Source organism: Amycolatopsis sp. AA4, from assembly GCF_002796545.1.
Classification (GTDB): domain Bacteria; phylum Actinomycetota; class Actinomycetes; order Mycobacteriales; family Pseudonocardiaceae; genus Amycolatopsis.
Map to the genome: position 1 here is coordinate 918,082 of NZ_CP024894.1, position 25,092 is coordinate 943,173.

The window sequence follows — 25,092 nt, forward strand, 5'->3', positions numbered from 1 at the left end:
TCGGAATCACTTACGGCGAGTTAACGGTTCACCCAAACGGTCAGGTACCTTGCGAGAGGTATTTCCGTAGGGTTCGGAGGTCGGGGTGGACCCCTCGCTGCTCGTTGTCGTCGTGATCTGCACGGCGCTGGTTTTCGATTTCACCAACGGCTTCCACGACACGGCGAACGCGATGGCGACTTCGATCGCCACCGGAGCACTCCGGCCCCGCGTCGCCGTCGCGATCTCCGCGGTGCTCAACCTGGCCGGCGCGTTCCTGTCGGTCGAGGTCGCGAAAACGATTTCCAGCGGTCTCGTCGACGAGACGAGGATCGGGCCCGCCATCGTGTTCGGCGGGCTCATCGGGGCGATCGTCTGGAACCTCTTCACCTGGTACGTCGGCCTGCCGTCGAGTTCGTCGCACGCGCTGTTCGGCGGCCTGATCGGCGCGACCTGGGTGTCGGCAGGAGCGGACTCCGTCCACTTCGGCAAGATCGTGGACAAGGTGCTCATTCCGGCCGCCGCGTCGCCGGTGATCGCGGGAGTGGCGGCGGCCGCGGTCACCTACCTCGTCTACCGGTTCCTGGTGCGCAAGCGCGGCGGCCGCGGATTCCGGGTCGGACAGATCGTTTCCGCGTCGCTGGTCTCGCTCGCGCACGGCACCAACGACGCGCAGAAGACCATGGGCGTCATCACCCTGACGCTCGTCGCGGCCGGCAGCCTCCCCGCCGGGTCCGCGCCGCCGGTCTGGGTGATCGTCAGCGCCGCGTCCGCGCTCGCGCTCGGCACGTACCTCGGCGGCTGGCGGATCACCCACACCCTCGGCAAGGGCCTTACCGACATCGAAGGCCCGCAGGGCTTTTCCGCGCAGACCAGCAGCGCGGTCGTGATCCTGCTGTCCTCGCACCTCGGTTTCCCGCTGTCGACCACGCACGTCTGCTCGGGCGGCATCATCGGCTCCGGCGTCGGCCGCCGCGAGGCCCCGGTGCGCTGGCGGATGGCAGGCCGGATGGTGCTCGCGTGGCTGTTCACGCTGCCCGCGGCGGCGATCGTCGGCGCGGCGGCGGGCAAGATCGCCTCGCTCGGCGAGGCCGGAACCATCGCGGTCGGCGTCGCCGGTCTTCTCTTCGCGGCCGGGATCTACCTCCTTTCCCGCCGCAAGCCCGTCACCGCGCACAGCTTCCAGGTCCCCGAACCCTCCGCCGCCGACACCGAACCGGACCGCCTGGCTGCCTGAACCGGCCCGGGTCCGGCTACGGTGTGAGCGATGGCAGAGCGCGCGCGGACCACAGCTTCGGCGGCCAGGTACGGCTTCACCGACACCCGGGCCGACGGTCAACTGCGCGCGGCGGGCTGGTGGACCGAAGGCGGACCAGCCGAAGGCGCCACGGACGTCCTCCTCGCTCTCTCCCGTGCCGCGGATCCGGATCTCGCGCTGGCCGGGCTCGACCGCATCCGCGAAGCCGACGAACCCGGTTGGCCAGACCTGGACAGCACGCTTCGCGAGAACCGCACCTTCCGCGGTCGGCTCCTGGGCGTGCTCGGCACCTCCACCGCGTTGGCGGACTTCCTCGTCGCGAATCCAGGCGAGTGGCGCTGTCTCGCGGACAACCGCTGCACGGACCCGGCGAAGTTCGCGGAACGCCTGCTCGAGCGCGTCCGGCAGGACGACGGGACGTACCTCACCGGGACCGCTGCCGAACAGGCGCTGCGGGCCGGCTACCGCGGGCTGCTGCTCGGGATCGCCGCCGCGGACCTCGGCCACCTCGTCGAGCCCGGGTTGGAGCACCCGCAGTTCCGGGATGTGGCCAGCGAACTGACGACGCTCGCCGAGGCCGCGCTGCAGGCCGGGCTCGTGGTCGCGGAGCAGGAGGTCGGCGCGTCCGCCGAAGGCACCCTCGCGGTGATCGCGATGGGCAAGACCGGCGGCCGCGAGCTGAACTACGTGAGCGACGTCGACGTCATCTTCGTCGGGGCCGGCGACCTCGGCGTCGCGACCCGGCTGGCCAGCACGATGATGCGGCTGGTCGGCAACGCGTGCTTCGAGGTCGACGCGGCGCTGCGGCCGGAAGGCAAGAGCGGCGCGCTGGTGCGGACGCTCGAAGGACACACCGCCTACTACCAGAAGTGGGCGAAGACCTGGGAGTTCCAGGCGTTGCTGAAGGCGCGTCCGGTGGCGGGCGACGCCGAGTTGGGTCGCCAGTACGCCGAGATGGTCGCGCCGATGGTGTGGTCGGCCGCGGACCGCGAGAACTTCGTGACCGAGGTCCAGCAGATGCGCCGGCGGGTGGAGGAACACGTCGCGTCGGAGCATCTCGAACGCGAGCTGAAGCTGGGCCGGGGCGGGCTGCGGGACGTCGAGTTCGCCGTGCAGCTGCTGCAACTCGTGCACGGCCGGGTGGATCCCGCGCTGCGTTCGCCGTCCACTTTGGAGGCTTTGGCCGCGCTCGGCGACGGCGGGTACGTCGGCCGCGCGGACGCGGCGGAGATGAGTTCGTCGTACGAGTTCCTGCGCACTGTCGAGCACCGGCTGCAGTTGCGCCGGTTGCGGCGGACGCACCTGTTCCCCGCCGCGTCGGACACCGATGAGCTGCGGATTCTCGCCCGCGCCTGCGGAATTCGCGCGGTTCGCGGGCGCAGCCAGGGCGAGGCGCTACTCGCCGAGTTTCGCCGCCACGCGCAGGGGATCCGGCGGCTGCACGAGAAGGTCTTCTACCGTCCGCTGCTGCAGTCGGTGGCGAATGTCCCGACGGAAGCCTTGCGGCTCACCACGAAGCAGGCCGCCAGCCGGCTCGCCGCGCTCGGGTACGCCGCGCCGGAGGGGGCGCTGCAGCACATCAAGGCACTGACCGCCGGGGTATCGCGGCGCGCGGCGATTCAGCAGGCGCTGCTTCCGGTGTTGCTCGATTGCCTGGCCGATACGCCGGATCCGGACGGCGGGCTGCTCTCGTATCGCAAGGTGTCCGAGGCGCTTCAGGACACGCCGTGGTATCTGCGGGTGCTGCGTGACGAGGGCACTGTGGTCGAACGGCTCGCGTTCCTGCTCGGCACGTCGAACCTGGTTCCGGACCTGCTTGTCCGTGCGCCGGAAGTGCTTCAACTGCTGGGAGATCCAGCTCGGCTCACCGGACGTACGCCGGCCGAAGTGGCGACGTCGCTTCGGGCCGCCGTACGTCGTCAGCCGGGGTTGAGCGCTGCCGTCACTGCTGCGCGGTCGCTGCGTCGGCATGAGCTGCTTCGCGTCGCGTGTGCGGATTTGTTGGGACTGCTGGATGTTCCGTCGGTCTGCGAAGCGCTGTCGAGCGTGTGGGTGGCAGTGTTGCAGGGCGCGCTGTCAGCGGCGTACCGGCAACGGCAGGCCGAGCTGGGGCGCACCCCGGCGACGATCGCGGTCATCGGCATGGGCCGGCTCGGCGGGGCGGAACTGGGCTACGGCTCGGACGCCGACGTGCTATTCGTCTGCGAACCGGCCGAAGGGGTTCCGGACGCCGAAGCGCTGCGGTTCGCGTCGTCGGTCGCGGAGACCGTGCGGAAGATCCTCGGCGCGCCGAGCGCCGACCCGGCGCTGATCGTCGACGCCGATCTCCGGCCGGAAGGACGCAGCGGGCCGCTCGTGCGGACGCTGGAGTCGTACCGGGCGTACTACCAGCGCTGGGGCGAGGTGTGGGAATCGCAGGCGTTGCTGCGGGCCCGGTTCGTCGCCGGGGACGACGAGCTCGGCCAGCGGTTCATCGAGATGATCGACCCGCTGCGCTACCCGGAGGGCGGGCTCGACCCGACGGACGCGCGCGAGATCCGGCGGATCAAGGCCCGGGTCGAGACCGAACGGCTCCCGCGCGGAGCCGACCCGACCCGGCACACGAAACTCGGCCGCGGCGGTCTCGCCGACGTCGAGTGGACCGTCCAGCTCCTGCAGCTCCAGCACGCGCACGAGGTGCCCGGCCTGCGGACGACGTCGACCCTCGACGCGCTGACCGCCTTGGCCGACGCGGGCCTGGCCCCGGCCGAATCGGTGGACTCGTTGCGCGAGGCCTGGCTGCTGGCCACGCGCGTGCGGAACGCGACGATGCTGGTGCGCGGCAAAGCAGCGGACGAGGTCCCTGGCTCCGGCCGCGACCTGGCCGCGGTGGCGCGCGTGTTCGGCTACTCGGTGGACGACGACCCCGGCGAGTTCCTCGACGCCTATCGCCGTGTGACGAGGCACGCGCACGCCGTGGTCGAGGAACTCTTCTACGACAACTAGCCTGGACGTCGTGACCGACCGCGAACCGTTCCGCACCCGGATCAAGGTGCGCCACTACGAACTCGACACGCTGGGCCACCTGAACCACGCCGTGTACCACTCGTACGGCGAGGTTTCGCGGCTGGAAGTCTTCGAAGCAGCCGGCGGCAACTCCCTGCACGAAGCGCGCCTCGCGCCGGTGCTGCTGGAGTCGAACATCGTCTACCGGCGAGAGCTGCGCGCCGGCGATGTGGTGGACGTGACCTGCGACGCCTCGTTCGGCGACGGCAAGGTGTTCTGGATGACTTCGCGCATCCTCAAGCTGGACGGAACGCTGTCCGCCGAGATCAAGTGCACGCTGGGGCTGATGGATCTGGAGAAGCGCAAGCTGGTGCCGGATCCGAGGGGGCATTTCGAGCGGGCGGGGATCGATCTGAAGGTGCTGTCCACTTCGGAGTGACTGCGCGTTCGCGGAGCCGCTGTCGCCGCGGTCCCGGCGTCGTGCTGGCCGGATTCGAGCGCGCTCGGAGTCAGCGGCGTTCCGGTCGGCTCGACGCTCTCCGTCGGCGTGGCGGCGAGCAAGAGTTCCGGCACGCGGCCTATCCGAATGCCAGCGCGCGGACCATCGTCGAAACCCCTTGCCGCAGCGGGAAAACCGGTCACTCCAGCCGCATCCCGTGCCACACCAGGTCCACCACTCCCTCCGTCTCCGCCTTCCAATCCCCTTCCGGGGTAAGGAAAAACAGCCCGCCCAGGCCGCGCATCAGCGTTTCCGTTTTCAGGTCCGGGCGGATCGTGCCCGCTTCCGCGTTCGCCTTGCGCAGGGTGTCCAGCGCGGCGAGCATCCGCGCGTACGCCTGCGTCGGCAGTTCGCTCTGCGACGCGCGCAACGCGTTGGCCAGCCCGCGTTTCGTCATCATGTAGTGCGCCAGGTGGTCCACGATCCAGACACGCAACGCCTGATCGGGGGAATGCTGGGCGAGCAATTCGGGCACGATTTCGACGAGCTGGTTCACCTCGCGCTCGTAGACGGCCAGCACCAGCGACTCCGGCGTGGGGAAATGCCGGTACACCGTGCCGACGCCGACGCCCGCTTCCTTGGCGACCGCGTTGAACGACACTTCTCCCGCGCGGCTCACGGTTTCCGCCGCGACCGCCAGGATCCGTTCGTGGTTGCGCCGGGTGTCCGCCCGCCGCGGGCTCACCGGCATCGCGCCTCCCGCGTTGCTTCGCCTGCCTGGCCTGGAGCTACTCCAGCACCACCTGGAGTAGCTCCACTTCGTTGCGTACCGGATTCTAATCCGCTAGCCTCGTTCAAAGCGAGCCAAGCGGATGAATATCCGGTTTACCCCGGCGGCTCGTGTTCCCGAAGGGCCGTCACCACCACCATCACGCCGCAGGACGTCCGCCGCGGACGGGCTGCGGGAAAGCGAACCCTACTGTGGACATTTCCCTTGAAGTCAATGGAAGAACCGAGCAGCTCGGCGTCGAACCGGGAGTGACCCTCCTGGACGCGCTGCGCGAGCGGCTCGGCATCACCGGCCCGAAGAAGGGCTGCGACCGCGGTCAGTGCGGTGCCTGCACCGTGCACGTCGACGGCAAGCCGGTGCTGTCGTGCCTCACGCTCGCGGCCGCCGTGCGCGGTCCCGTCACCACCGTCGAAGGACTGTCCACTGAGGACGAACTGCACCCGGTGCAGCAGGCGTTCGTGGACCAGGACGCGCTGCAGTGCGGGTTCTGCACGTCCGGCCAGGTGATGTCGGCGGTCGCCGCGGTGCGCGACGACGTGTCCGACGTCCGCGAGTTCATGTCCGGCAATCTGTGCCGGTGTTCGGCGTACCCGAACATCGTGCGCGCCGTGGAGCAGGCGAGGCAGGCCGATGCGACCGTTTGAGCTGACCGCGCCCGCCACGGTCGAGGACGCGCTGGGCAGCGCGGGCACCTACCTCGCCGGCGGCACCACCCTCGTCGACCTGATGAAGCTCGACGTCCTCACGCCGCAGCACGTGCTGGACATCAACGACCTGCCGCTGCGGGGCATCGACACCGCGGACGGGCTGCGCTTCGGCGCGCTGGAGCGGATGGGGGACATCGCCGCGCATCCCGGCGTGTACCCGGCGATCTCGCGCGCGTTGCTGCTCAGCGCGTCGCAGCAGCTGCGGAACATGGCCAGCATCGGCGGAAATCTCATGCAGCGCACGCGTTGCTCGTACTTCCGCGACGTCGCGATGCCGTGCAACCGGCGTTCGCCGGGCAGCGGATGTTCGGCGATTTCCGGCGTCAACCGGATGCACGCGATCCTCGGCACCAGCGATTCCTGCGTGGCCACGCACGCCAGCGACGTCGCGGTCGCGCTGGTCGCGCTCGACGCGGAGGTCGTCCTGGCCGGAGCCGAGGGCACCCGCACGGTCGCGCTGAGGGACTTCTACCGGCTGCCGGGCGACACCCCGGAAATCGAGCACGACCTGCGTCCCGGCGAGCTGATCACCGAGGTGCGCGTGCCGCGGCTCGACTGGGCGGAGAACTCGACGTACGTCAAGGTCCGCGACCGGCAGTCGTACGAGTTCGCGCTGTGCTCGGCGGCGGTCGCGCTCGACGTGCGCGACGGGAAGATCGCCGACGCTCGCGTGGCGGCGGGCGGAGTCGGGACGGTGCCGTGGCGGCTGCCCGCCGTGGAGGAGGCGCTGCGCGGCGCGGAGCTGACCGAAGAGGCCTTCGCCGCTGCCGCCGCGGTGGCCGTCGAGGGCGCGAAGCCGTTGTCCGGCAACGTGTTCAAACCTTCGCTGCTGAAGCGGACGATCGTCCGCGCGCTGCTTGAACTGACCGAAGGGAGCCGGGCATGAACGCGCGGCTGGACGCTCCGCGGAAAGTGACCGGCCAGGCCGATTACGCGCTGGACCGCACGTTCCCCGGCATGCTGTACGGGTACATTCTGCTCAGCACGATCGCGCACGGCGAGATCACCGCGATGGACGTGACCGCGGCGAAGAGCGCGCCCGGGGTCGTGCACGTCTACAGCCCGTTCGACCCGCTCGAACTGCACCCGTTCAAGTCCCAGCTGATGGGCGACGTGTGGCTGCCGCTGCACGACCGGGACGTGGTGTTCTACGGGCAGCCGATCGGGCTGGTCGTCGCGGAGACGTTCGAACAGGCGCGGGACGCGGCGGGACTGATCCAGGTGTCCTACCAGGAAAAGCCCGCGCTGACGTCGATGGAGGACGGACTCGCGACGGCGGAGGACGCGCCGGAAAGCCGGGGCAGCGCGCCGTCGATCGAGGTGCTCGCGGACGGCGTCGAGTCCATTGCGGACGCGTTGGCGCAGAGTCCCGTCGTCGTTTCGGAGACCTACCGCACCGCGACGCAGAACCACGCGGCGATGGAACCGCACTCCGCGGTCGCGAAGTGGGACGGCGGCGAACTCACGCTGTACAGCGGAAACCAGGCCAGTTACCTGCAGGCCATGGAAATGGCCGGGGTGCTGGGTGTCGAGCCGTCGGCCGTGCACGCGGTGAACCCGTATGTGGGCGGGGCGTTCGGCGGCAAGGCGGGCACCTCGGCTCCGGCGATGCTGGCCGCGGCCGCCGCCAAGGCCCTCGACCGTCCGGTGAAGTGCGCGCTCACCCGCGAGCAGGTGTTCACGGCGACGGCGAACCGGCCGGCCACCGTGCAGAAGATCGCGCTGGGCGCGGACCGCGACGGCACGCTGATCGCGGTGCAGCACGACTCCTGGTCGGCCACGTCGATGAGCCGGTCCTTTGTGGAGCCGACGTCGCACGGCACCTCGCGCGAGTGGTATGCGACGCAGAACTTGTCGATCAGCCAGAAAATGGTGCCGCTGCACATCCCGCCGGGCACGTTCATGCGCGCGCCGGGGGAGGCATCGGGGTCGTTCGCGCTCGAGAGCGCCATCGACGAACTCGCGATCGCTTTGGACATGGATCCGATCGAACTGCGGAAGCGCAACAGTTCGCTCGCGCCTCCCGGCGTCGACCTGCAGTGGTCGAGCAAGCACCTCGACGAGTGCTACGAGGTCGGCGCGCAGCGGTTCGGCTGGGCGAACCGGTCGCCGCGCGGGCACGTCGACGGCGACTGGCTCGTCGGCATGGGCACGGCGACCGCGATGTTCCCGGGGCTGCGTTTCCCGGCGACGGTCGAGATCAAGCTCAACGCGGACGGGACCGCGGACGTGTCCACCGGCGGCGCGGACCCGGGCACCGGGCTGCTCACCGTGCTGGCCACGATCGGGGCCGAATCCCTCGACATCGACCCGGAACGCGTCACCCCGCACCTGGGCGACTCCCGGTTCGCGCCGGGCGGCATGTCCGGCGGTTCGACCGCGACGGCGAGCACCGGCACCGCGATCATGCTCGCGGCCACCGAATTGCTCGACGAACTGGTGGCGCTCGCCGCCGAGCCGGGCGCGCCGTTCGAGGGCGAGGTCGTCACGTACGCGGAAGGGCTGCTGCACGGCAACCGCGGCACCATGCCGTTCGGCGAACTGCTGCGCGCGATCGGCCGGGAATCCTTGTCCGCCAAGGGATCCTCGGCGCCGGGCGAGGAGATGACGAAGCATTCGTTCAGCTCGTTCGGCGCGCAGTTCTGCGAGGTCCGGGTGCACCGGCTGACCCGCGAGGTGCGGGTGTCGAGGATGCTGGGGGTCTTCGACGGCGGCCGGATCATCAACCCGACGCAGGCGCGGAGCCAGCTGTCCGGCGGCATGATCTGGGGCGTGTCCGCGGCCCTGCACGAGGGTCTGGAAGTGGAGCCGAGCGGACGCCCCGCGAACGCGGACTTCGCGAGCTACCTGCTGCCGGTCAACGCGGACATCCCGGAGATCGACGTCCAGTTCGTCGAGTACCCGGACACCCTGCACAACGCGGTCGGCGCCCGCGGAGTCGGCGAGATCGGCGCGGTGGGCATGGCGGCCGCGGTGGCGAACGCGGTGTGCAACGCGACCGGGATCCGGGTGCGGAGCATTCCGATCATGATCGAGGATCTGCTGGTGGAGTGACCGGAAGTGACCGGGAGGGGGGCGTCCGGGTGCGGACGCCTCCTTGCCCGGGTTGCTCGGGAGTGCTGCTGGCGGTGGCCTCGCGGCGCGGGGCGGGCTTGCGGCTTGGCGGGACGTGCGCCCGGACGCGGGGCCCCGTTAGCGTGCGTTGGGTGCGCCGGAGTGAGCGGTGCGTCAGCGGGTCCGCGCGTGCCGGGGTGCGGTGTGTGGCTGGCTCGGCGTGGTGGCCGGTTGGTGCGCGCTGGGTGTGCCGGGACGAGCGTTGGCGGGCTGCGGTGGGGCGGCGCGTACCGAGGTGCGGTGTGCGGCTGTCGGCGATGTGGCGGCGAACTGTGGTGCGCCGGGGCGTGCGCTGTAGTGCCGCGGCAAGTTGGTGTGCGCCGGAGTGTGGTCTGCGGCGGGCCGGGTTGGTGCGCACGCGGATAGGTTCGTCACCCGGCTGCGTGGTCGGCGAGCGCCGGAATTCTGGAATATGCGTCAATCGATCCACCGCGCAGTGAACACCGCCGAAGTGCACGAGGAGGGGCGACCGGCCAGCGTACGAGTCGTCGATCCGTCCCGGCTCAGCACGCCGCCACTGCGAACCGGACGCAGTTGTGGCTCGGCGCGCGAAACTGCTCCCCAGCCCCATTCGCCCCTTTGTTCACCTCCGGAAAATTGTCCTCAGCTGTGCCGCGCAGGTCTGGCGCGGGCGGGGCGGATGCGTCGCCCGCAGGTCAGCGGCCGGATTCTGCTCGCCATTTTCCCCCTGCGAGAAATTCGCTCGTGTCCTCGCGCACGGGCGGTATGGTTTCGTGGGCACTTGTTCGGGGAGGCTGGCGAATGGACGCAGCACCGGCCGGGAGTGCGGACCCGCCTGGAAGAGGCCGGGTCGGCTCGTATCGGGGATCCGAACCGGGCGTTCCGCTGATCGGCCGGGACGCCGAATTCGCTGTGCTGGCAGGGGCGATCGCCGCCGCGGGGGCCGGGCGCGGGGGCGCCGTTCTCGTGCGCGGGCAGCCGGGGATCGGCAAGTCCCGGCTGGCCGCCGAGGCGATCGGGGCGGCTCGGGCCAAGGGGTTCGCGATTGTGGAGGGGCGGGCGGACCCGTTGTTGTCCGGCCTTTCGTACGCGCCGATCGTCCAGGCTTTCCGCGGCCATCTGAGTGAATCCGCCGGATTTTCTCCGGAGCCCGGTAATCTCGGCGCATTGTTCCCCGATCTGCGTCCGGTTTCGCCGGAAGCCGGGGATCCGGGACTGCAGCGCACCCGGATGTGCGAAGCGGTGCTCGCGGCGACCCGTCAGCTCACGGTCCGCGGTCCGGTGCTGCTCGTGGTCGACGAGCTCCATTGTGCTGACCGGGGGACCATCGAACTGCTGCACTATCTGGGGCGCAACGCGGAGGAACTGCCGCTGCTCGTGATCGGGTGTTTCCGTTCCGGCGTGGACAACGAGGCGCTCGACGCGATGGCGGAGGCGGCCCGGCGGCATCCGGCGGGGCGGCTGCTCGAACTCGCCCCGCTGACCGACCAGGCGGTGCGCGATCTCGTGCGGCACGTCCTGGGCACCCCGCCGCCGCTCGCGTTGCTGCGTGCGGTGACGTCCCGGGCTTCCGGGGTCGCGTTGTTCGTCGTCGCGTTGACCCGGCATCTCGCCGCGAGCCGGATGTGCGGGCCGTTGCCCGAGGTGATCCGGGACGTCGTGCGGGAGCAGATCGGCCGGCTCGGCGAGGTGGACCGGCGGCTGCTGGAGGTGGTCGCGGTCGCCGGGACGCACGGGCGTCCGGAGGTGCTCGCCGACGTTTCCGGGATGGACCTGCCCGAACTGCACGCGACGTTGCGCCGCCTGGTCGGCCGCCGGCTGGTCGTCGAGCAGCAGTCGGAGGTCGAGCCGCACTACCAGGTGGCGCATCCTCTTTACGCCGAGGCGGTTTATCACGAACTCCTGCTCGCCGAGCGACGGGCGCTGCACGCGGCGATCGGGGCGGCGCTGCACCGCGCGGACCGTACGGTCGCGGCCGCGCCGCACTACGCGGCCGGTGGCGACAGCGTTCCGGTGGACCGCGCGATCGAGGCGTTCAGCGCGGCGGGGGCCCGAGCACTGACTGTCGGGGATCTGGACGAGGCTGCCGAGTATCTCTCCGCTGCGCTGCGGCGCGCGCGGGAGGAGCGGCCGGACGCGGTACCGGCGCTGCTCGTTGACCTGGCGCGGTTGCAGCAGGGACGGGGCCGGTTGGACGAGGCCGCTGAACTGTTGCAGGACGCGGTCGCGCTCAGCGAGCGGCGGGGGCAGGACACCGAGCGTCGGCGGGCGTGGCGGCATTTGCAGGCGCTGCTCGAAGTCGAGCGAGGGAACCTTCCGGCGGCGGTCGGGCTGGCCAGGGCCAGCGGGCGCCGTCCGGACACCGATCCGCCGACCCGGTTGCTGGTCCATTGGATCATCGCGTTGCGGCACGGCGATTTTCCGGAACTGGCGGTGATTTCCCAGGAACTCGTCGCGCTTCCGTCCACAAGCGACACTCCGGGCGCGCATTCGGTAGCGCATCTCGGGGCCGGTGCGCTGGCGGCGCTCAAGGGCGACGTCGAAACGGCGGTCGTGGAATTGCGCAGTGCGCTGGAGCTCGCGTTGCGTTGCGGCGACGAGGGGCCGCGGCTCGCGTTCGCGCCGCGGATGATGCTCAACGGGCTGTCGACGCTTCGCGGTGACCTCGTCACGGCGATCCGGGTCGCCGATGTCAGCACGACCCCCGCGGTCCGGCAGTGGCTTCCGTCCGCCACGTGCTACCTGCAGACGATGCTCGCCACCACGCGGTACTTCGCCGGCGACCTGCGCACCGCACTGTCTGAAATGGACAGTGCGGTCGCCGAGGCGCGCCGGGTCGGGCAGGACCGGCTCGTGGGGCGCACCCTCGCCGGACGGGCGTTCGTCCGCGCCGAACGCGGTCACCTCGACGAGGCGGCAGCCGATCTGGCCGACGCGCGGCGGCATTACGACCCCTCGCAGATCGACATGCTCGACGCGTTCGATCTCGCGGCGACGGCGTTGGCGGTGCGGCGCGGGGTAGCGGCGCAGGCTCCGCCGCTGACCGACACGCTGCCGTTCGGCGACACGCAGCTGAACTGTCTTCGAGTCTCCTTCGCCGGATACGCCGCGGTGCAGCGAGGAGATCTGACCGAAGCCGATCGGGTGGCTGGCCTGCTCCGCGAGGCGGGCACCAACGCGCCGGTGCTGCACGCGCTCGCCGACCGGCAGCAGGGCTTCGCCGACGCTGCCCGGGGGAAGGCGACGGAGGCGGTCGAGCGGCTGCGTGGTTCGGCGACCGTACTGCGCGGGTTCGGGATGAATCTTCTTGCCGCGCAAGCGGAACTGGAGCTGGCGGAACTGCTGGACCCGCCGGAGGCGGACGTGGTGACGTCCTCGGCGGCAGCGGCGTTCACCGCGGCGGGGAGCACGCCGTGGCCGGAGCGGATCGTGAAGCAGGAGCATTCGGTGCCGACGCAGCGGTCCGGACCGCTCACCCGGCGGGAGTCGGAGATCGCCGTGCTCGTCGGGGAGGGGCTGTCGAACGCGGACATCGCGTCGGCGCTGTTCCTCAGCGAGCGGACGGTCGAGACGCATCTGCGCAACGTCTATCGCAAGCTCGGGCTCAAATCCCGGGTCCGGCTGGCACAGTGGGTGCGAGATCGCGGGCAGTAGCCCCAAGTGGAATATGCCGAATCGGCCCGTGCGTGCGGCGAGAAGCCGACGCGGTGACGTCGTGGTGACGGAATCCGATCACACTGCCCTGGTGGTCCAGTGATCGGGAGGGGTCCTCGATGGGGCAGCACGTCCGGGTCCCCGCGCCAGTGCAGGCCGAACCTGCGGCGGCAGGCGGGAAACCTCTCGAACCGGACATCCGGCACTTCATGGAGCAGCGTTTCGGCCAGGACTTCAGCCAGGTACGGGTGTATTCGGACCGGACGGCGGCCGAATCGGCGGCCTGGCTGGGCGCGAAGGCGTACACGGTGGGCGAGCGCGTCGTCTTCGGCATCGGGGAATACCGGCCGGAGACGGCCTCGGGCAGGCGGTCTCTCGCGCACGAGCTGGCGCACGTCGTCCAGCAGCGGCGGGGTGGTGGACCGGCGGCGGGGCATGCGCTGGAACGGTCGGCGGATCTGGCGGCGGACGCGGTCGTCGGCGGCGGGCCGGTCCAGGTGTCCGGGGCCAGCGCGCCCGGTCTCGCCCGGCAGGCCGAGCCGGACAGCCGGGTGGTGCTCGCGAATCTCCGCGGCAACCGGGTGTTCGGAGCCGCGCGAGCCGCCGTCTCGGTGTTGTCGGCCCCGCTGAGGTTGCTGGGCTGGGCGATCACCGGGGCCGCGATCGGGATGCGGGCGTCCGGCAATGCCGGCGCGGTGGTCGGGGCGGGTGCCGGGCAGGACACGATGGTGTTCGTCAATCTCGAGTCCGGCGAGGCGACCACTGACGTCATCGGCTACGGCGAACTCGGGGTCGGTGTGACCGCGGGCGGCAGCGAAGCGATCGTCGTGGCGCTCCGGCTCGGTCCGGCCGGCCAGGCGGGGAATGTGTCCGGGGCGTACGCGGGCGGGAGCGTCAACGTCGCGGTGAAACTGCTCGCCGGAGTCGGCTTTTCGGTCAGCACCGGGCTTTTCTCGGGGGAGGAAGGCTGGGTGGCCGCGGCGTTCAGCCTCGGGGCCGAGGCGGGTGCGCGAGCGTCGGGCAGTTACGGCGTGAGCGTGGCGGACACTGTCGCGCCCGCGATCGCAGCGTGGACGCAACGGGTCGCGACTGGGCTGGCGTCCGGCGCACAGACCGCGAGCCTGATCGGACAGGGCATCACCAGCGTGGTGGCGCAGATGTTCGGCAGCGTGCTCGGCATTCTCGACCCGGCCAACTGGAATCTCACCGGGTACACGCCGGCGGAACAACAGGCGTGGCGCGAGTTCGGCGGGTATCTGGCGCGGGTCATCACCAGCACGACCCTCGACCGCTTTCTCGCCGGGGAAGCTCAGGGAGTGCCGGTGTCGCGGCGGATCGCGTCGATCGGGGACGTCGGAGTCTTCATTCGGGTTTCCGAGGCCATCAACGCGCGGTACCGCCGAATGGCTGGCGGCCCGCTGCGGCCGGGTGACGAGATCTGGCCGGCGAACGCGTTCACCGAGCGCACGTATCTCCAGTTCCTTGCCTTCATGCGGGATCAGCGGCTGCTGGCCGGGGCCGGTCCGGAAGGGTCGTTCGCACCGGCAGGGCAGCGTCCGTGAGCGAAGTTACGTGGTAGCACGGATGGCGCGGCGGAGGGCTGGTCACGATCATCGGAGGGCGAGGATCGAGGGGGGTGTCGGTTCGATGGTCGGTTCGCGGACTGAAACGTACGAATCGGGAGAGGTAACGGGAACGGCGTCGGTGCTTGTCGTGCAGACGCTGCCGGCTTTCGCGGTGGACGGCGCGGCCGACGCGCGGCCGCTTTCCCGTGCGGCGCAACGGTTGGTGACTTATCTGGCGTTGCGCGACCGGCCCGTGCGGCGGGCCGAAGTCGCGCACGCGTTGTGGGCGGACTCGTCGGAGGAACACGGGGCGGCGAGTCTTCGCACCACGCTGTGGCGGATCGGCCGGGTGCACCGGGATTTGGTGCGGGCGACGGCTGAGCGGTTGTCGCTGTCGGATACCGCGGCCGTCGACGTGCAGGCCGCGTCAAGTCTGGCGCGTTCGCTCGCGTCCGCCGGCGGGGAGCTTCCCGGCGACAGCGAAGCGGTGATCGGTTTGCTGTCGACCGATCTGCTGCCGGATTGGTACGACGACTGGCTTTTCGTTTTCCGCGAGCGGTGGCGGCAGCTTCGCTTGCACGCGCTGGAATGCCTGGCCGAACGGCTCGGCGAGGCGGGCCGGTTCTCCGAGGCGATCGACGCCGCGCTGACCGCGGTCGATGCCGAACCGCTGCGCGAAAGCGCGCACCGCTGCCTGATCCGCGTGCACCTTCTCGAAGGGAATCGCGGCGAAGCGGTGCGGGCTTATCGCGCTTTGGCGGAACTGCTGCACGACGAACTCGGCGTGCGGCCCAGCCCGGGAGTACGGGCTTTGCTCGCCTGAGCCAGGTGACGGTGCGGTGACGGGGAACCGTTGTACTGCACCGCATGGCAGGTGCGGACCCGGAGCGAATCGCGCTGCACGTCCTTCGGGCGTGGTGCACGTCCGAAGGACAGCTGCGGGTCCGCATCACGACGACCGCGGACGTGCGCACCGACGCGACGACGTCGGAGGTGCTCACGACCCGCGAGCAGGTTCTCGCGTCGGTGGACCGCTGGCTGAGCCGGATCGGTGCGCCGGACAGCGACGTGACGCCGCGGTGACGGAACCAGTGCACGCTCACGACCACGGCCGAGAAAGCCGCGGAGGGAGACGGCCATGCCCATCACGCCCACCTTTCCGGGTGTTTACATCGACGAGCTGCCCAGTGCGGTTCGGACCATCACCGGGGTGCCCACCTCGGTCGCGGCTTTTGTCGGCACCGCACCGCGCGGCGTGACGAACGTGGCGGTGCACATCACGAGCTGGGAGGATTACGAACAGCAATTCGGCGGTCTCGACCCGGCGAGCGACCTCGGTTACGCGGTCTGGCAGTTCTACCAGAACGGCGGCAGCGAAGCCGAAATCGTGCGGGTGACCGGCACCGCGCCGCCGTCGAAGACGTCGGGCGCCCAGCCGGAGGGCGACGAATCCAAACCGCCGGAGAAGGCGCTCGCCGCGACGATCGCGTTGCCGGACGGGCCGATTCTGCACGCGCGCGGAGAAGGCAAGTGGGCCAACGGAACGCTGCTGGCGCGGGTCGACTACCACACGGCCAAGGACGACGCCGAACAGCTGTACAACCTGACTGTCCGCGATCAAGGCAGCAGGGTCACCGAGCAGTACCTCAACGTCAGCATCGATCAGAATTCCCCGCGCGCGCTGAAGAACGTCATCGCGTCCTCGTCGTTGATCGGCTCGGCCGACAGCACCGAGAAGCGGCCGACCGCGCACGATTCCACTGGCCTCGGGGAAGGCGCGGATCCGTTCCTGGACACCACCAAGAAAGACGTCTGGTACACGGCGGCGGACAAGGGCGACGACGGACCGACGCCGAGATCCCAGGACTTCCTCGGCGACCCCGGCCAGCAGAGCGGCATCTACGCCTTGCTCAAGACCGACATCTTCAACATGCTGTGCCTGCCTGGTCCTCCGGGGCTGATCGGCGGGCCCGCGCAGATCCTCGGCCCGGCCCTCGACCTGTGCATCAGCCGCCGGGCGATGCTGATCGTGGACGCGGATCCGGGCTGGACGACGACGAACGCGGTCACCACGGCGGTGAAGGACCCCGATTTCGTGCTGAACAACGAAAAGGGCAGTAACGCGGCACTGTACTTCCCGCGGGTGAAACTGCCCGATCCGCAGCAGGAGAACTTCGTTCGCGAGTTCCCGCCGTGCGGGATGATTGCCGGGACCTGGGCGCGCACGGACGTCCAGCGGGGCGTCTGGAAGGCGCCGGCGGGCACCGAGGCGACGCTGAGCGGGATCAGCGCCCTCACGGTCCCGTTGACTGATCTGCAGAACGGCGTCCTCAACCCGCTCGGCGTCAACTGCCTGCGCGGCCTGCCTTCGGCCGGGAACGTCATCTGGGGCGCACGCACTCAACGCGGCGCGGACGTGCTCGCGAATCAATGGAAGTACCTGCCGGTGCGGCGGTTGGCGCTGTTCATCGAGGAAAGCCTCTTCCGCGGTACGCAATGGGTGGTCTTCGAGCCGAACGACGAGCCGCTGTGGTCGTCGATCCGGCTGAACGTCGGCGCGTTCATGAACACGCTGTTCCGGCAGGGCGCGTTCCAAGGCCGCACGCCGAAGGACGCGTATCTCGTGAAATGCGACGCGACGAACAATCCGCAGAACGACATCGACCGGGGCATCGTCAACATCCTGGTCGGGTTCGCCCCGCTCAAGCCCGCCGAGTTCGTGCTCGTCCACATCCAGCAGCTCGCCGGTCAGATCCAGGTGTAGCAGGAGGCAGACGCCATGTCCGACAGCAAGACGAAGCGGCGCGACCCGTACAAGAACTTCCGGTTCCGGGTGAAGTTCAGCGGCGGCGACTACCTGCTCGGGGTCAGCAAGATCACCGGGTTCAAGCGCAGCACCGAGGTGATCAAGCACCGGTCCGGCGGCGATCCGGCGACCAGCGCGAAACTGCCCGGGCGCACCGAATACGACGCGATCACCCTCGAACGCGGCGTGACCGCGGACAAGGTGTTCGCGCAGTGGGCGAACCGCGTGTGGAGTTTCGCCAACTCCGGGCAGGGGCTGGAGACCTCGCTCAAGGACTTCCGCCGCGACCTCATCGTCGACGTGTTCGACGAGGGCGGCCAGAAAGTGCTGTCCTATCAGGTCTTCAACTGCTGGGTCTCGGAATGGCAGCCGGTGTCCGATTTGGACGCCAACGCCAACGCGGTCGCCGTGCAGCACATCAAGGTCGAGAACGAGGGGTGGGTCGCCGAGGAGGTCGCGGAGCCGCAGGAGACGTCGTTCGAAGATCCGGCGTGATGGCCGCGTTCACCGAAGCGAGCCTCCTGGACGTCTGGGAGGCGGCGGCCGGGCTGAGCGCGGTGCGGCGGGCGCTCGCGCTGGCCGTCGCCGGCGGCGCGGAACCGGCCGAGGTCGGCGATCTCGCGGTGGGCCGGCGGGACGAGTTCCTGCTGGCCCTGCGGGAACGGTGCTTCGGGACCGCGTTTCCGTGCCTGGTGAATTGTCCTTCGTGCGGCGAGGAGCTTGAGCTGGAACTGTCGAGCCGGGAGCTGCGTCCGTCGCGAGTGGACGCTCCGACGGTGGTTGCCGGGTGCGAGTTCCGCGCGGTGACGAGCCGGGATCTGCTGGAAGTCCACAGTAGACAGGAGTTGCTCGAACGGTGTGTGGCTGGCGAGCTGTCGGAGGCAGCGCTCGCCGCGTTGCCGGACGCGCTCGCCGCGGCTGATCCGCAGGCCGACGTTCGGATCGAGCTGGACTGTGCGGTGTGCGGGCATCGCTGGGCTTCGCCGTTCGACATCGCGGCCTACCTGTGGACGGAGCTGGAAGCCTGCGCACGGCGGCTGCTGTATGACGTGCACGCGTTGGCGCTCGCGTACGGCTGGTCGGAGGCGGAAGTGCTGGCGGTGAGCCCGGGACGGCGCCGACGTTATCTGGAGCTGGCGGGGACTGTGGCATGAACGATTTCGTGGACCGGTTGCTGGGCCGGATCGACGCGCCGCCGATCCGGCCGCTCGTGCCGACATTGTTCGAACCCTCGAGTCCGGTGGGGGCGGAACCTGAGCTGCCGATGGGCACGTTCACCGAAACGGCGCCGAAGCCGGGCGCGGCCAAGGAAACCGAGCACGTCCGCGAAGTGTCACTGCCGGAGCGAGTCGAGCGGATTCAGGAATCTCCGGTGCTGCGAACGGAATCGGTGGAACGCGTCCGCGAAGTCCCGATGCCGGTTGTCGAGTCTCGCACGCATACCGACCGCGAGACCGTCTTCAACTCGGAGCGGAGCACGGAATCGTTGCTGGAGCGCGAAGTACGCACCGAACATTCGGAGCGAGAGACGGTGTCGCAGCCAGTCCCCGCCGCAGAACCGGAATCCTTCCCAGAGCCTCCGGAATCATCCCGGGCCGCGCTGGAACGCGTGGTCGAAACGGTCCGCGCGCACCCAGTCGCGCGTCCTCAGCCGGAACGAATACCGCCGTCGCAACCACCGCCGTTGCCGATCCGGCGGCACAACGCACCGGCCGAACCGGACGTGCACATCAGCATCGGCCGGGTCGAGGTCACCGCCCGTCCGGCACCGGGGCCGGCGCCGAAGCCGCGGCAGGAGCGGAAACCGTTGCTGAGCCTGGACGACTACCTCCGGGAGCGGGGATGAGCGACGCCAACGCGATCGAGGCGGTGACCGAGGCGCTGGTCCAGCTGGTCCTCGAAGGCGCGCGCGAGGTCGAGAGCGGCGCGAAGGTCGAGGCGCGGCCGCCGCACGAGACGCCGGGACCGAGCGGCGATCCGCAGCTGAACCTGTTCCTCTACCAAATCGGCATCGACGAAGCGCTGCGCAACGAGGATCCCGTGGGACTGCGACCCGGGGAGCACGGCGATCCGCAGCTGCCGCTCGTCCTGCACTACCTGCTCACCGCGTACGTGCCGGGCGGGGCGGACACGATCGCGCACCGGATGCTCGGCGGCGCGCTGCGGACGCTGCACGAGCACCCGCACCTCAGCCGTGAGCGGCTGCGGCTGGTGCAGTCGCACAGCGATGTCTCGGAGCAGTCCGAGCTGATCCGGCTGACCTGGCAGTCCTTCGCGGAGAAGGACATTTACTCGCTGTGGTCGGCGTTCCAGACCAGCTACCGGCTCACCGTCGCCTTCGAGGCCGGACCGGTGCTCATCGACAGCCGCCGTCCGCCGCGTACACCGGTGCCAGTATTGCGCCGGGGCGCGCAGGACCGGGGCCCGGAAGCGCCGGCCAGTGTCGAATCGCCGTTTCCGCAGCTCACCGCGGCAGTACCGGTCGCGGTCGGCGCCGACGGGCGCGAGCACGAACAGGCGTCGGTCAAGCTTGGCGGACGCGTCGTGCTGCGCGGTGCGCATCTCGATCAGGCGACCGAGGTCCGGTTGGCGCATCCGCTGCTGGTCGCGCCGGTGTCGCTCCCGGTCGTGCCGGGCAGCGCGGCCGAGGTCCGGTTCGAGCTGACGGCGCCGCCGCACGCGTTCCCGGCTGGCCTGTGGTCGGTGGCGCTGGTGTCCGGGACGACGGCGACGAACGAGGTTTCGCTGGCGGTCGCGCCGGAGATCACCAGCCGGATGCCGATGACCGTGCACCGCCACGGCACCGGCGCGGTGGTCCGGCTCGTCTGCCGTCCGCCGGTCCGGGCCGGGCAGCCGGTGCTGCTGGTGCTCGGGTCCCGGTCGGTGCTGGAACGGCGCGCGGTCGCGGCGCTGCCGGAGGATCCGGTGACCGGCGCGGACCTGACCTTCGACGTCCCGGACGCGCCGGTGGGCACCCATCTCGCGCGGCTCCGGATCGGCGGCGTGGACAGCCTGCTGGTCGACCGCACCGGGCCGAAGCCGGTGTTCGACGCCACGCAGACGGTGACGATCTCATGACCTGGGAGACGGCCAACGGACGCTTCCTCGCCGCTTCGCTGGAGTGGCTGCGGGAGGTGCTGCGCAACCCCGGCGAAGCGGTTCCGGCGGACGCGGTCGAGGAAGCCGAGGCGATGAACCCGCCGCCCGCGCTGACGGTGCTGGCCAGGCGGCTCGGGCTGTCCCGGTTCGAGCAGGACACCTTGCTGCTGTGCGCGGCGGCCGAGTTGGACCCGTCGATTGCCGGGCTTTGCGCCGAGGCGCACGGCAACGCGCACATGCCGTATCCGACGTTCGGGTTGGCCCTTCGCGTGCTGCCCGATCCGGCGTGGGAAGCCGTGTCCCCGCAAGGCGGCCTGCGGTATTGGCAGCTCATCGAGGGACTTTCCGGACAGGGCGTCGTGTCCGCGCCGCTGCGGGCCGCCGAGCGTGCGGTGAACTACCTGAAGGGGCTCAACAGTCTTGACGACCGGCTGGCCCCGCTGGTCACCCCGCTGCCGCTGGTTGAGCTGTCGGCTTCGCAGCAGCGAGTTGCCGAGGAAGTCGCGAGCCAGTGGGCGCTCGCCGGTCCGGTGCAGCTCACTGGTGCCGACGAAGCCGCTAAACGACAGGTCACCGCGCATGCTGCCGAGCTGGCTGGGCTCGTCGCGTACCGGCTCCCGGCGGCCGCGTTGCCCGCACAGCCGGTGGAGGCGGACCTCCTGGCTCGGGTTTGGCAGCGTGAGGCCGCGTTGCTGCCGCTGGCGTTGTACCTCGAAGCCGACGAGACGGACGGAGCCAGCGAGTTTCTCGACCGGATCGCCGGACCGGCGGTACTGGCGGTCCGGGAAGGCAAACCGGGTCGCCGGTCGATCGAGGTCAGCCCGCCGACCCCGGCGGAACGGGCGCTGGCGTGGCGGGAAGCGCTCGGGAGCGAGCCGGCGGCGGTCGAGGTGCTGGCCGCGCAGTTCGCGCTCGACCTGCCGAGCATCGCGGCGGTGGCGGCGGTCGCGGGCGCCGATCCGGAGAAGGTGTGGCAGGAGTGCCGCGTCCGCACCCGGCCGCGGCTGGACGGACGCGCGCAGCGGCTCGAATCGACGGCGAGCTGGGACGATCTCGTGCTGCCGGAGCAGTCCCGTCGGTTGCTCGGAGAGATCGCCGACCAGGTGGGCCAACGCACAACCGTGCACGAAACGTGGGGTTTCGGCGATCGCGGACGCGGCTTGAGCGTGTTGTTCACCGGGCCGAGCGGAACCGGCAAAACGATGGCGGCCGCGGTGCTGGCGAACCGGCTGGCGCTGGACCTGTACCGGATCGATCTGTCCACAGTGGTCAGCAAGTACATCGGGGAGACCGAGAAGAACCTGCGGAATCTGTTCGACGCGGCCGAGGGCGCGATCCTGTTCTTCGACGAGGCGGAGTCGCTGTTCGGCAAACGCGGCGAGGTCCGCGACGCGCACGACCGGTACGCCACCATCGAGGTCGACTACTTGCTGCAGCGGATGGAAGCCCACCGCGGGCTGGCGATCCTGGCGACCAACATGCGTTCGACGCTGGACACCGCGTTCCTTCGGCGGCTGAGGTTCGTCGTGGAGTTCGCCTTCCCCGGCTTGGCCGAGCGGAAGCTCATGTGGGAGAAGGCGTTCCCGACCCGGGCACCGTGCGCCGATCTTGATTGCGACCGGCTGGCGCAGCTGCAGACGAGCGGTGCGATGATCCGCAACATCGCGCTCAACGCGGCTTTCCTCGCCGCGGCGGCGGGGGAGCCGATCACGATGGAGACGGTGCTGGCGGCGGCGCGCACTGAGTTCCGGAAACTGGAACTTCCCGTGCCGGAACGCGATTTCCAGCGGTGATCTCGATCCGGATCGAGCGTTTGGTGCTGACCGGGTTGGCCGGGGAGCCGAGTCAGCTTCGCGATGCCGTGCAGGCGGAACTGGCCCGGCAGCTGGCGGACGCGCCGCCTCGGGGGTGGCGGGCGGCGCGGCGAAGGAGGGTCGCGGTGCCGGAACTTTCCGCGGGTCCGCTCGCGGAAGCCATCGCGCGTTCGATCCACCGCGGCATTCGCGAGGTGGCCGGCTGAGCGGTGACGGCTCGGTGACGCGGTCGCGGCACCCTTGGGGGCAAGGCGTTCCGCCGTTCGCTGGGGAGGACTACGACGATGACCACCTTTCCGCAGAGCCTGAATCCCGTCCGGGGCGGGTTCGTGCTGGTGGATCCGGACAGCGGGCGGGCGGCGACGACGATTCCGTTCCAGTACAACCCGGACACGCTCACCCGCACCCTGCAGGTGCAGGGCATCGGCGGGGAACCGGGCGACCGGCTGGAAGCGTTGCGGCTCAAGGGTCCTTCGCACGAGTCATACCGGTTCGAGGCCGAATTCGACGCCACGGCGGCACCCGGGAAATTCCCTGACGGCTTGTTTCCGGTGCTCTGCGCGCTCGAGAAAAGCCTGTCGCCGACGTCCGCCCAACTGCTGAACGAAGACCAGCTGGCCGGGCAAGGACAGCTGGAAATCGTGCCGGTGGAGGCACCGCTGACCGTGCTCGTCCTCGGGCCGAAACGCGTGCTGCCGGTGCGGATCACCGACTTCAGCGTCACCGAGGAAGCGTTCGACGCCGCGCTCAATCCGATTCGCGCGAAGGCGAGCATCACGGTCCGGGTGCTCACTGTGGACGATCTCGGCTATCCGCATCCCGGCGATACGGGGGCGCGCGCGAAGGGCGGAACGCTGTACCTGACTTATCTCCGGCAGAAAGAACAATTCGCCGCTCGCGTCACCAATCCGGTGACCGACGTCGGCGTGCCGACCGTCTAGGAGGTGCTCGATGTTCTCCGCGACCAGTCGTTACTACGGCCTGCCCACCGCGGTCCGCGACCTCCCGGACGGTCGCTCGGTCCGCTTCGTCCGGCGGCGGTTGCTGCCGCAGCCCGAACAGCTCGCCCAGATCGGCGAGCGCGTGGTGAAACCGCGCGACCGGCTCGACCGCATCGCCGGCGAGGTGTTCGGCGACGCCGAGCAGTACTGGCGGATCGCCGACGCGAACCGGGCGATGGATCCGGACGAGCTGACCGCGACGCCGGGCCGCCGGTTGCGGATCACGCTGCCGCCCGGGATTCCGGCGGGAGGGACCGGTGGGTAAGAGCTTCCAGCTGCAGCTGATGATCGGCCAGGTGCTCGCCGCGCCGGTGCCGCACGAGCTGATCGACGCGTTGCAGTCCGTGCAGGTCACGTCGTCCGCGGGCGAGCGCAGCGGGTTCCAGCTGACCTTCGCGGTGAGCCGGAACTCGGTGCTCACCCGGGCGTTGCTGCCGTCCGGGCTGCTCGACCCTCCGGCGCGGGTCGTGCTGTCGGTGATCGTCGGCGGCTCGGCGGACGTGCTGATGGACGGGGTGATCACCCGGCACGAGATGAGCCCGGGCGCGGGTCCGGGCGAATCCCGGCTCACGGTGACCGGCGAGGACCTCACCGCGCTGATGGAACTCCGGTACGAGCAGGACGTCTTTCCCGGGATGCCGCTGCACGTGCGGGTGCTCAAAATCCTGGCCAAGTACGCGAGGTACGGCATCGTGCCCGCCCCGGTGCCGGTGCTGTTCGGGGAACCGCAACTGCCGCAGGAGAGAGTGGACGGCCAGTCCGACACCGATCTCGGCTACCTCCGGGGGCTGGCCACGGACGCCGGGTACGCCTTCTACCTGATCCCCGGGCCGGTGCCGGGCGCGAGCATCGGGTACTGGGGTCCGGAAATCCGGGGCGGGGTCGTGCAACCCGCGCTCACCGTCGATTCCGGGATGGCGTCCAATGTGGAATCCCTGTCGTTCAGTTTCGACGGCATGTCCCGGAAACAGTACACGATCCGGCTCACCGAACCGCACACCAAGATCGGGTTTTCCATTCCCGTGCCGAGCGTTTCGTTGCTGCGGCCACCGCTGGCGGCGCGTCCCGCGGTGGCTTTGAAAGAGGAGCCGTTGCTGGACCTGGCCGGACGGCCGACACCCGAGGTGTTGCTGCGTGCACTGAGCCAAACTGCGAAGAGCACCGACGCGGTGACCGGACAGGGAAAGCTCGACGTGCTCCGGTACGGCCACGTGCTCAAGTCGCGCGCGCTGGTCGGCGTGCGCGGCGCGGGGCTCGCGTACGACGGCCTCTATTACGTCAACCGCGTCACGCACGAGATCAAACGCGGCGAGTACAAGCAGAGTTTCGGACTGACCAGGGACGGTTTCGTCCCCTTCTCCCAGCAGGTGAGCGCATGACCGACGAAACGCGGTTCGACGGCACCTACCAGGGCGAGGTGGTGTCCAATGTAGACCCGCTCGGCCTGGACCGGCTGCTGGTGCGGGTCGTGGACGTACTGGGCGACAACGCCATCTGGGCGGCGGCGAGCACCGCGGCGCCGGGCATGAACGTGGTGCCGCTGATCGGGTCCGGGGTGTGGATCGAGTTCCAGGGCGGCGATCTCGGCCGCGCGGTGTGGACCGGCTTCCGGCGCGCCGTGCGCGAGGAGGGGCCGCCGATCGCGTCCAGCATCCTGCCGGGCGTGCCGCAGGTGGTCATCGGCACGCCGCTGACGCCGTTCGGCCAGCCGCCGCAGAACTACCTGCTGATCACCCAGCAGCCCGGGCCCACCGGCGGCATCCAGCTGCAGATCTTGGGTCCGTCCGGGCCGTACATCAAGCTCAACGAGACCGGGATCGAACTGTCCTGCGGCCCCGGTCTCGCCTCGATCCGGCTCGCCGGTACCTCGGTGATCGTCAACAACGGCACGCTCGTCGTTCCGAACTAGGAGGTGCGGAC

22 protein-coding genes are annotated in these 25,092 nt (G+C 70.1%); 21 read left to right on the forward strand and 1 reads right to left on the reverse strand.

The features are described 5' to 3' along the window. Positions 1-85: 85 nt before the first annotated feature. From CU254_RS04510 to CU254_RS04520, 3 genes are read left to right on the forward strand one after another with little or no spacing between them, the layout of a single operon-like run. Positions 86-1,216 carry an inorganic phosphate transporter gene (locus CU254_RS04510; RefSeq protein ID WP_009073169.1) on the forward strand — a complete coding sequence of 377 codons (1,131 nt, stop codon included), beginning with the start codon at positions 86-88 and terminating at the stop codon, positions 1,214-1,216. A 30-nt stretch (positions 1,217-1,246) separates the two neighbouring features. After that, a complete protein-coding gene (locus CU254_RS04515) occupies positions 1,247-4,222 on the forward strand; it encodes a bifunctional [glutamine synthetase] adenylyltransferase/[glutamine synthetase]-adenylyl-L-tyrosine phosphorylase (RefSeq protein WP_009073171.1) in 2,976 nt (991 codons plus the stop codon). Positions 4,223-4,232: 10 nt separating this feature from the next. Continuing rightward, positions 4,233-4,661 carry a thioesterase family protein gene (locus CU254_RS04520; protein ID WP_009073172.1) on the forward strand — a complete coding sequence of 143 codons (429 nt, stop codon included), beginning with the start codon at positions 4,233-4,235 and terminating at the stop codon, positions 4,659-4,661. A 199-nt stretch (positions 4,662-4,860) separates the two neighbouring features. On the opposite strand, the gene CU254_RS04525 is transcribed toward CU254_RS04520, so the two are convergent. Then, positions 4,861-5,412: a TetR/AcrR family transcriptional regulator gene (locus tag CU254_RS04525; RefSeq protein WP_009073174.1), complete on the reverse strand. Its 552-nt coding sequence runs from the start codon at positions 5,410-5,412 to the stop codon at positions 4,861-4,863. Positions 5,413-5,642: 230 nt separating this feature from the next. Here CU254_RS04525 and CU254_RS04530 point away from each other — a divergent pair, with 230 nt between their 5' ends. The 18 genes from CU254_RS04530 to CU254_RS04615 all read left to right on the forward strand — a co-directional run bounded on the left by CU254_RS04530 (position 5,643) and on the right by CU254_RS04615 (position 25,081). Further along, positions 5,643-6,095 carry a (2Fe-2S)-binding protein gene (locus CU254_RS04530; RefSeq protein ID WP_037712534.1) on the forward strand — a complete coding sequence of 151 codons (453 nt, stop codon included), beginning with the start codon at positions 5,643-5,645 and terminating at the stop codon, positions 6,093-6,095. Then, the gene (locus CU254_RS04535) at positions 6,082-7,044 is read left to right on the forward strand and encodes a xanthine dehydrogenase family protein subunit M (protein ID WP_009073178.1); all 963 of its coding nucleotides are present in this window, start codon (positions 6,082-6,084) and stop codon (positions 7,042-7,044) included. Before CU254_RS04530 ends, CU254_RS04535 begins: the two co-directional genes overlap by 14 nt. Next, positions 7,041-9,212 carry a xanthine dehydrogenase family protein molybdopterin-binding subunit gene (locus CU254_RS04540; protein WP_009073180.1) on the forward strand — a complete coding sequence of 724 codons (2,172 nt, stop codon included), beginning with the start codon at positions 7,041-7,043 and terminating at the stop codon, positions 9,210-9,212. The genes CU254_RS04535 and CU254_RS04540 overlap by 4 nt, the downstream gene beginning before the upstream one ends. 822 nt (positions 9,213-10,034) lie before the next feature. Then, positions 10,035-12,887, forward strand: a complete 2,853-nt coding sequence (locus CU254_RS04545; protein ID WP_037712536.1) for a helix-turn-helix transcriptional regulator — start codon at positions 10,035-10,037, stop codon at positions 12,885-12,887. A 119-nt stretch (positions 12,888-13,006) separates the two neighbouring features. Beyond that, on the forward strand, positions 13,007-14,449 hold the full coding sequence (locus tag CU254_RS04550; RefSeq protein ID WP_009073185.1) for a DUF4157 domain-containing protein: 1,443 nt from the start codon (positions 13,007-13,009) through the stop codon (positions 14,447-14,449). A 151-nt stretch (positions 14,450-14,600) separates the two neighbouring features. Then, positions 14,601-15,275 carry a BTAD domain-containing putative transcriptional regulator gene (locus CU254_RS04555; RefSeq protein WP_158687989.1) on the forward strand — a complete coding sequence of 225 codons (675 nt, stop codon included), beginning with the start codon at positions 14,601-14,603 and terminating at the stop codon, positions 15,273-15,275. A 44-nt stretch (positions 15,276-15,319) separates the two neighbouring features. Beyond that, positions 15,320-15,535: a hypothetical protein gene (locus tag CU254_RS04560; RefSeq protein ID WP_009073189.1), complete on the forward strand. Its 216-nt coding sequence runs from the start codon at positions 15,320-15,322 to the stop codon at positions 15,533-15,535. Positions 15,536-15,590: 55 nt separating this feature from the next. Further along, entirely contained in the window at positions 15,591-17,216 is a 1,626-nt protein-coding gene (locus CU254_RS04565; protein WP_009073191.1) for a phage tail sheath C-terminal domain-containing protein, read from the forward strand. Between the two features lie 15 nt (positions 17,217-17,231). Then, positions 17,232-17,753, forward strand: a complete 522-nt coding sequence (locus CU254_RS04570) for a phage tail protein (protein WP_009073193.1) — start codon at positions 17,232-17,234, stop codon at positions 17,751-17,753. Next, positions 17,753-18,412, forward strand: a complete 660-nt coding sequence (locus CU254_RS04575; RefSeq protein ID WP_050788111.1) for a hypothetical protein — start codon at positions 17,753-17,755, stop codon at positions 18,410-18,412. The genes CU254_RS04570 and CU254_RS04575 overlap by 1 nt, the downstream gene beginning before the upstream one ends. Next, positions 18,409-19,104 carry a hypothetical protein gene (locus tag CU254_RS04580; RefSeq protein ID WP_009073197.1) on the forward strand — a complete coding sequence of 232 codons (696 nt, stop codon included), beginning with the start codon at positions 18,409-18,411 and terminating at the stop codon, positions 19,102-19,104. The genes CU254_RS04575 and CU254_RS04580 overlap by 4 nt, the downstream gene beginning before the upstream one ends. Beyond that, positions 19,101-20,336 (forward strand): DUF4255 domain-containing protein, encoded by a 1,236-nt coding sequence (locus tag CU254_RS04585; protein WP_009073199.1) that lies wholly within the window; start codon positions 19,101-19,103, stop codon positions 20,334-20,336. The genes CU254_RS04580 and CU254_RS04585 overlap by 4 nt, the downstream gene beginning before the upstream one ends. Further along, on the forward strand, positions 20,333-22,150 hold the full coding sequence (locus CU254_RS04590; protein ID WP_100266703.1) for an ATP-binding protein: 1,818 nt from the start codon (positions 20,333-20,335) through the stop codon (positions 22,148-22,150). The genes CU254_RS04585 and CU254_RS04590 overlap by 4 nt, the downstream gene beginning before the upstream one ends. After that, positions 22,147-22,377, forward strand: coding sequence for a hypothetical protein (locus tag CU254_RS04595; protein WP_009073203.1), 231 nt, complete (start codon positions 22,147-22,149; stop codon positions 22,375-22,377). Before CU254_RS04590 ends, CU254_RS04595 begins: the two co-directional genes overlap by 4 nt. A 78-nt stretch (positions 22,378-22,455) precedes the next feature. Beyond that, on the forward strand, positions 22,456-23,112 hold the full coding sequence (locus tag CU254_RS04600; protein ID WP_037712541.1) for a hypothetical protein: 657 nt from the start codon (positions 22,456-22,458) through the stop codon (positions 23,110-23,112). 10 nt (positions 23,113-23,122) lie between these two features. Continuing rightward, positions 23,123-23,437 (forward strand): LysM peptidoglycan-binding domain-containing protein, encoded by a 315-nt coding sequence (locus tag CU254_RS04605; protein ID WP_009073206.1) that lies wholly within the window; start codon positions 23,123-23,125, stop codon positions 23,435-23,437. Next, entirely contained in the window at positions 23,430-24,551 is a 1,122-nt protein-coding gene (locus CU254_RS04610) for a hypothetical protein (RefSeq protein ID WP_009073207.1), read from the forward strand. The genes CU254_RS04605 and CU254_RS04610 overlap by 8 nt, the downstream gene beginning before the upstream one ends. Further along, positions 24,548-25,081: a phage baseplate assembly protein V gene (locus CU254_RS04615; RefSeq protein ID WP_009073209.1), complete on the forward strand. Its 534-nt coding sequence runs from the start codon at positions 24,548-24,550 to the stop codon at positions 25,079-25,081. The genes CU254_RS04610 and CU254_RS04615 overlap by 4 nt, the downstream gene beginning before the upstream one ends. Positions 25,082-25,092 lie beyond the last annotated feature (11 nt).

What these genes read in the sequence shown, in the direction of transcription:
- CU254_RS04515 (WP_009073171.1), top strand. Translation starts at nt 1,247, where the DNA reads ATGGCAGAGCGCGCGCGGACCACAGCTTCGGCGGCCAGGTACGGCTTC.
- CU254_RS04525 (WP_009073174.1), bottom strand. Translation starts at nt 5,412, where the DNA reads ATGCCGGTGAGCCCGCGGCGGGCGGACACCCGGCGCAACCACGAACGG.
- CU254_RS04535 (WP_009073178.1), top strand. Translation starts at nt 6,082, where the DNA reads ATGCGACCGTTTGAGCTGACCGCGCCCGCCACGGTCGAGGACGCGCTG.
- CU254_RS04540 (WP_009073180.1), top strand. Translation starts at nt 7,041, where the DNA reads ATGAACGCGCGGCTGGACGCTCCGCGGAAAGTGACCGGCCAGGCCGAT.
- CU254_RS04545 (WP_037712536.1), top strand. Translation starts at nt 10,035, where the DNA reads ATGGACGCAGCACCGGCCGGGAGTGCGGACCCGCCTGGAAGAGGCCGG.
- CU254_RS04550 (WP_009073185.1), top strand. Translation starts at nt 13,007, where the DNA reads ATGGGGCAGCACGTCCGGGTCCCCGCGCCAGTGCAGGCCGAACCTGCG.
- CU254_RS04560 (WP_009073189.1), top strand. Translation starts at nt 15,320, where the DNA reads ATGGCAGGTGCGGACCCGGAGCGAATCGCGCTGCACGTCCTTCGGGCG.
- CU254_RS04565 (WP_009073191.1), top strand. Translation starts at nt 15,591, where the DNA reads ATGCCCATCACGCCCACCTTTCCGGGTGTTTACATCGACGAGCTGCCC.
- CU254_RS04570 (WP_009073193.1), top strand. Translation starts at nt 17,232, where the DNA reads ATGTCCGACAGCAAGACGAAGCGGCGCGACCCGTACAAGAACTTCCGG.
- CU254_RS04575 (WP_050788111.1), top strand. Translation starts at nt 17,753, where the DNA reads ATGGCCGCGTTCACCGAAGCGAGCCTCCTGGACGTCTGGGAGGCGGCG.
- CU254_RS04580 (WP_009073197.1), top strand. Translation starts at nt 18,409, where the DNA reads ATGAACGATTTCGTGGACCGGTTGCTGGGCCGGATCGACGCGCCGCCG.
- CU254_RS04585 (WP_009073199.1), top strand. Translation starts at nt 19,101, where the DNA reads ATGAGCGACGCCAACGCGATCGAGGCGGTGACCGAGGCGCTGGTCCAG.
- CU254_RS04590 (WP_100266703.1), top strand. Translation starts at nt 20,333, where the DNA reads ATGACCTGGGAGACGGCCAACGGACGCTTCCTCGCCGCTTCGCTGGAG.
- CU254_RS04600 (WP_037712541.1), top strand. Translation starts at nt 22,456, where the DNA reads ATGACCACCTTTCCGCAGAGCCTGAATCCCGTCCGGGGCGGGTTCGTG.
- CU254_RS04605 (WP_009073206.1), top strand. Translation starts at nt 23,123, where the DNA reads ATGTTCTCCGCGACCAGTCGTTACTACGGCCTGCCCACCGCGGTCCGC.
- CU254_RS04615 (WP_009073209.1), top strand. Translation starts at nt 24,548, where the DNA reads ATGACCGACGAAACGCGGTTCGACGGCACCTACCAGGGCGAGGTGGTG.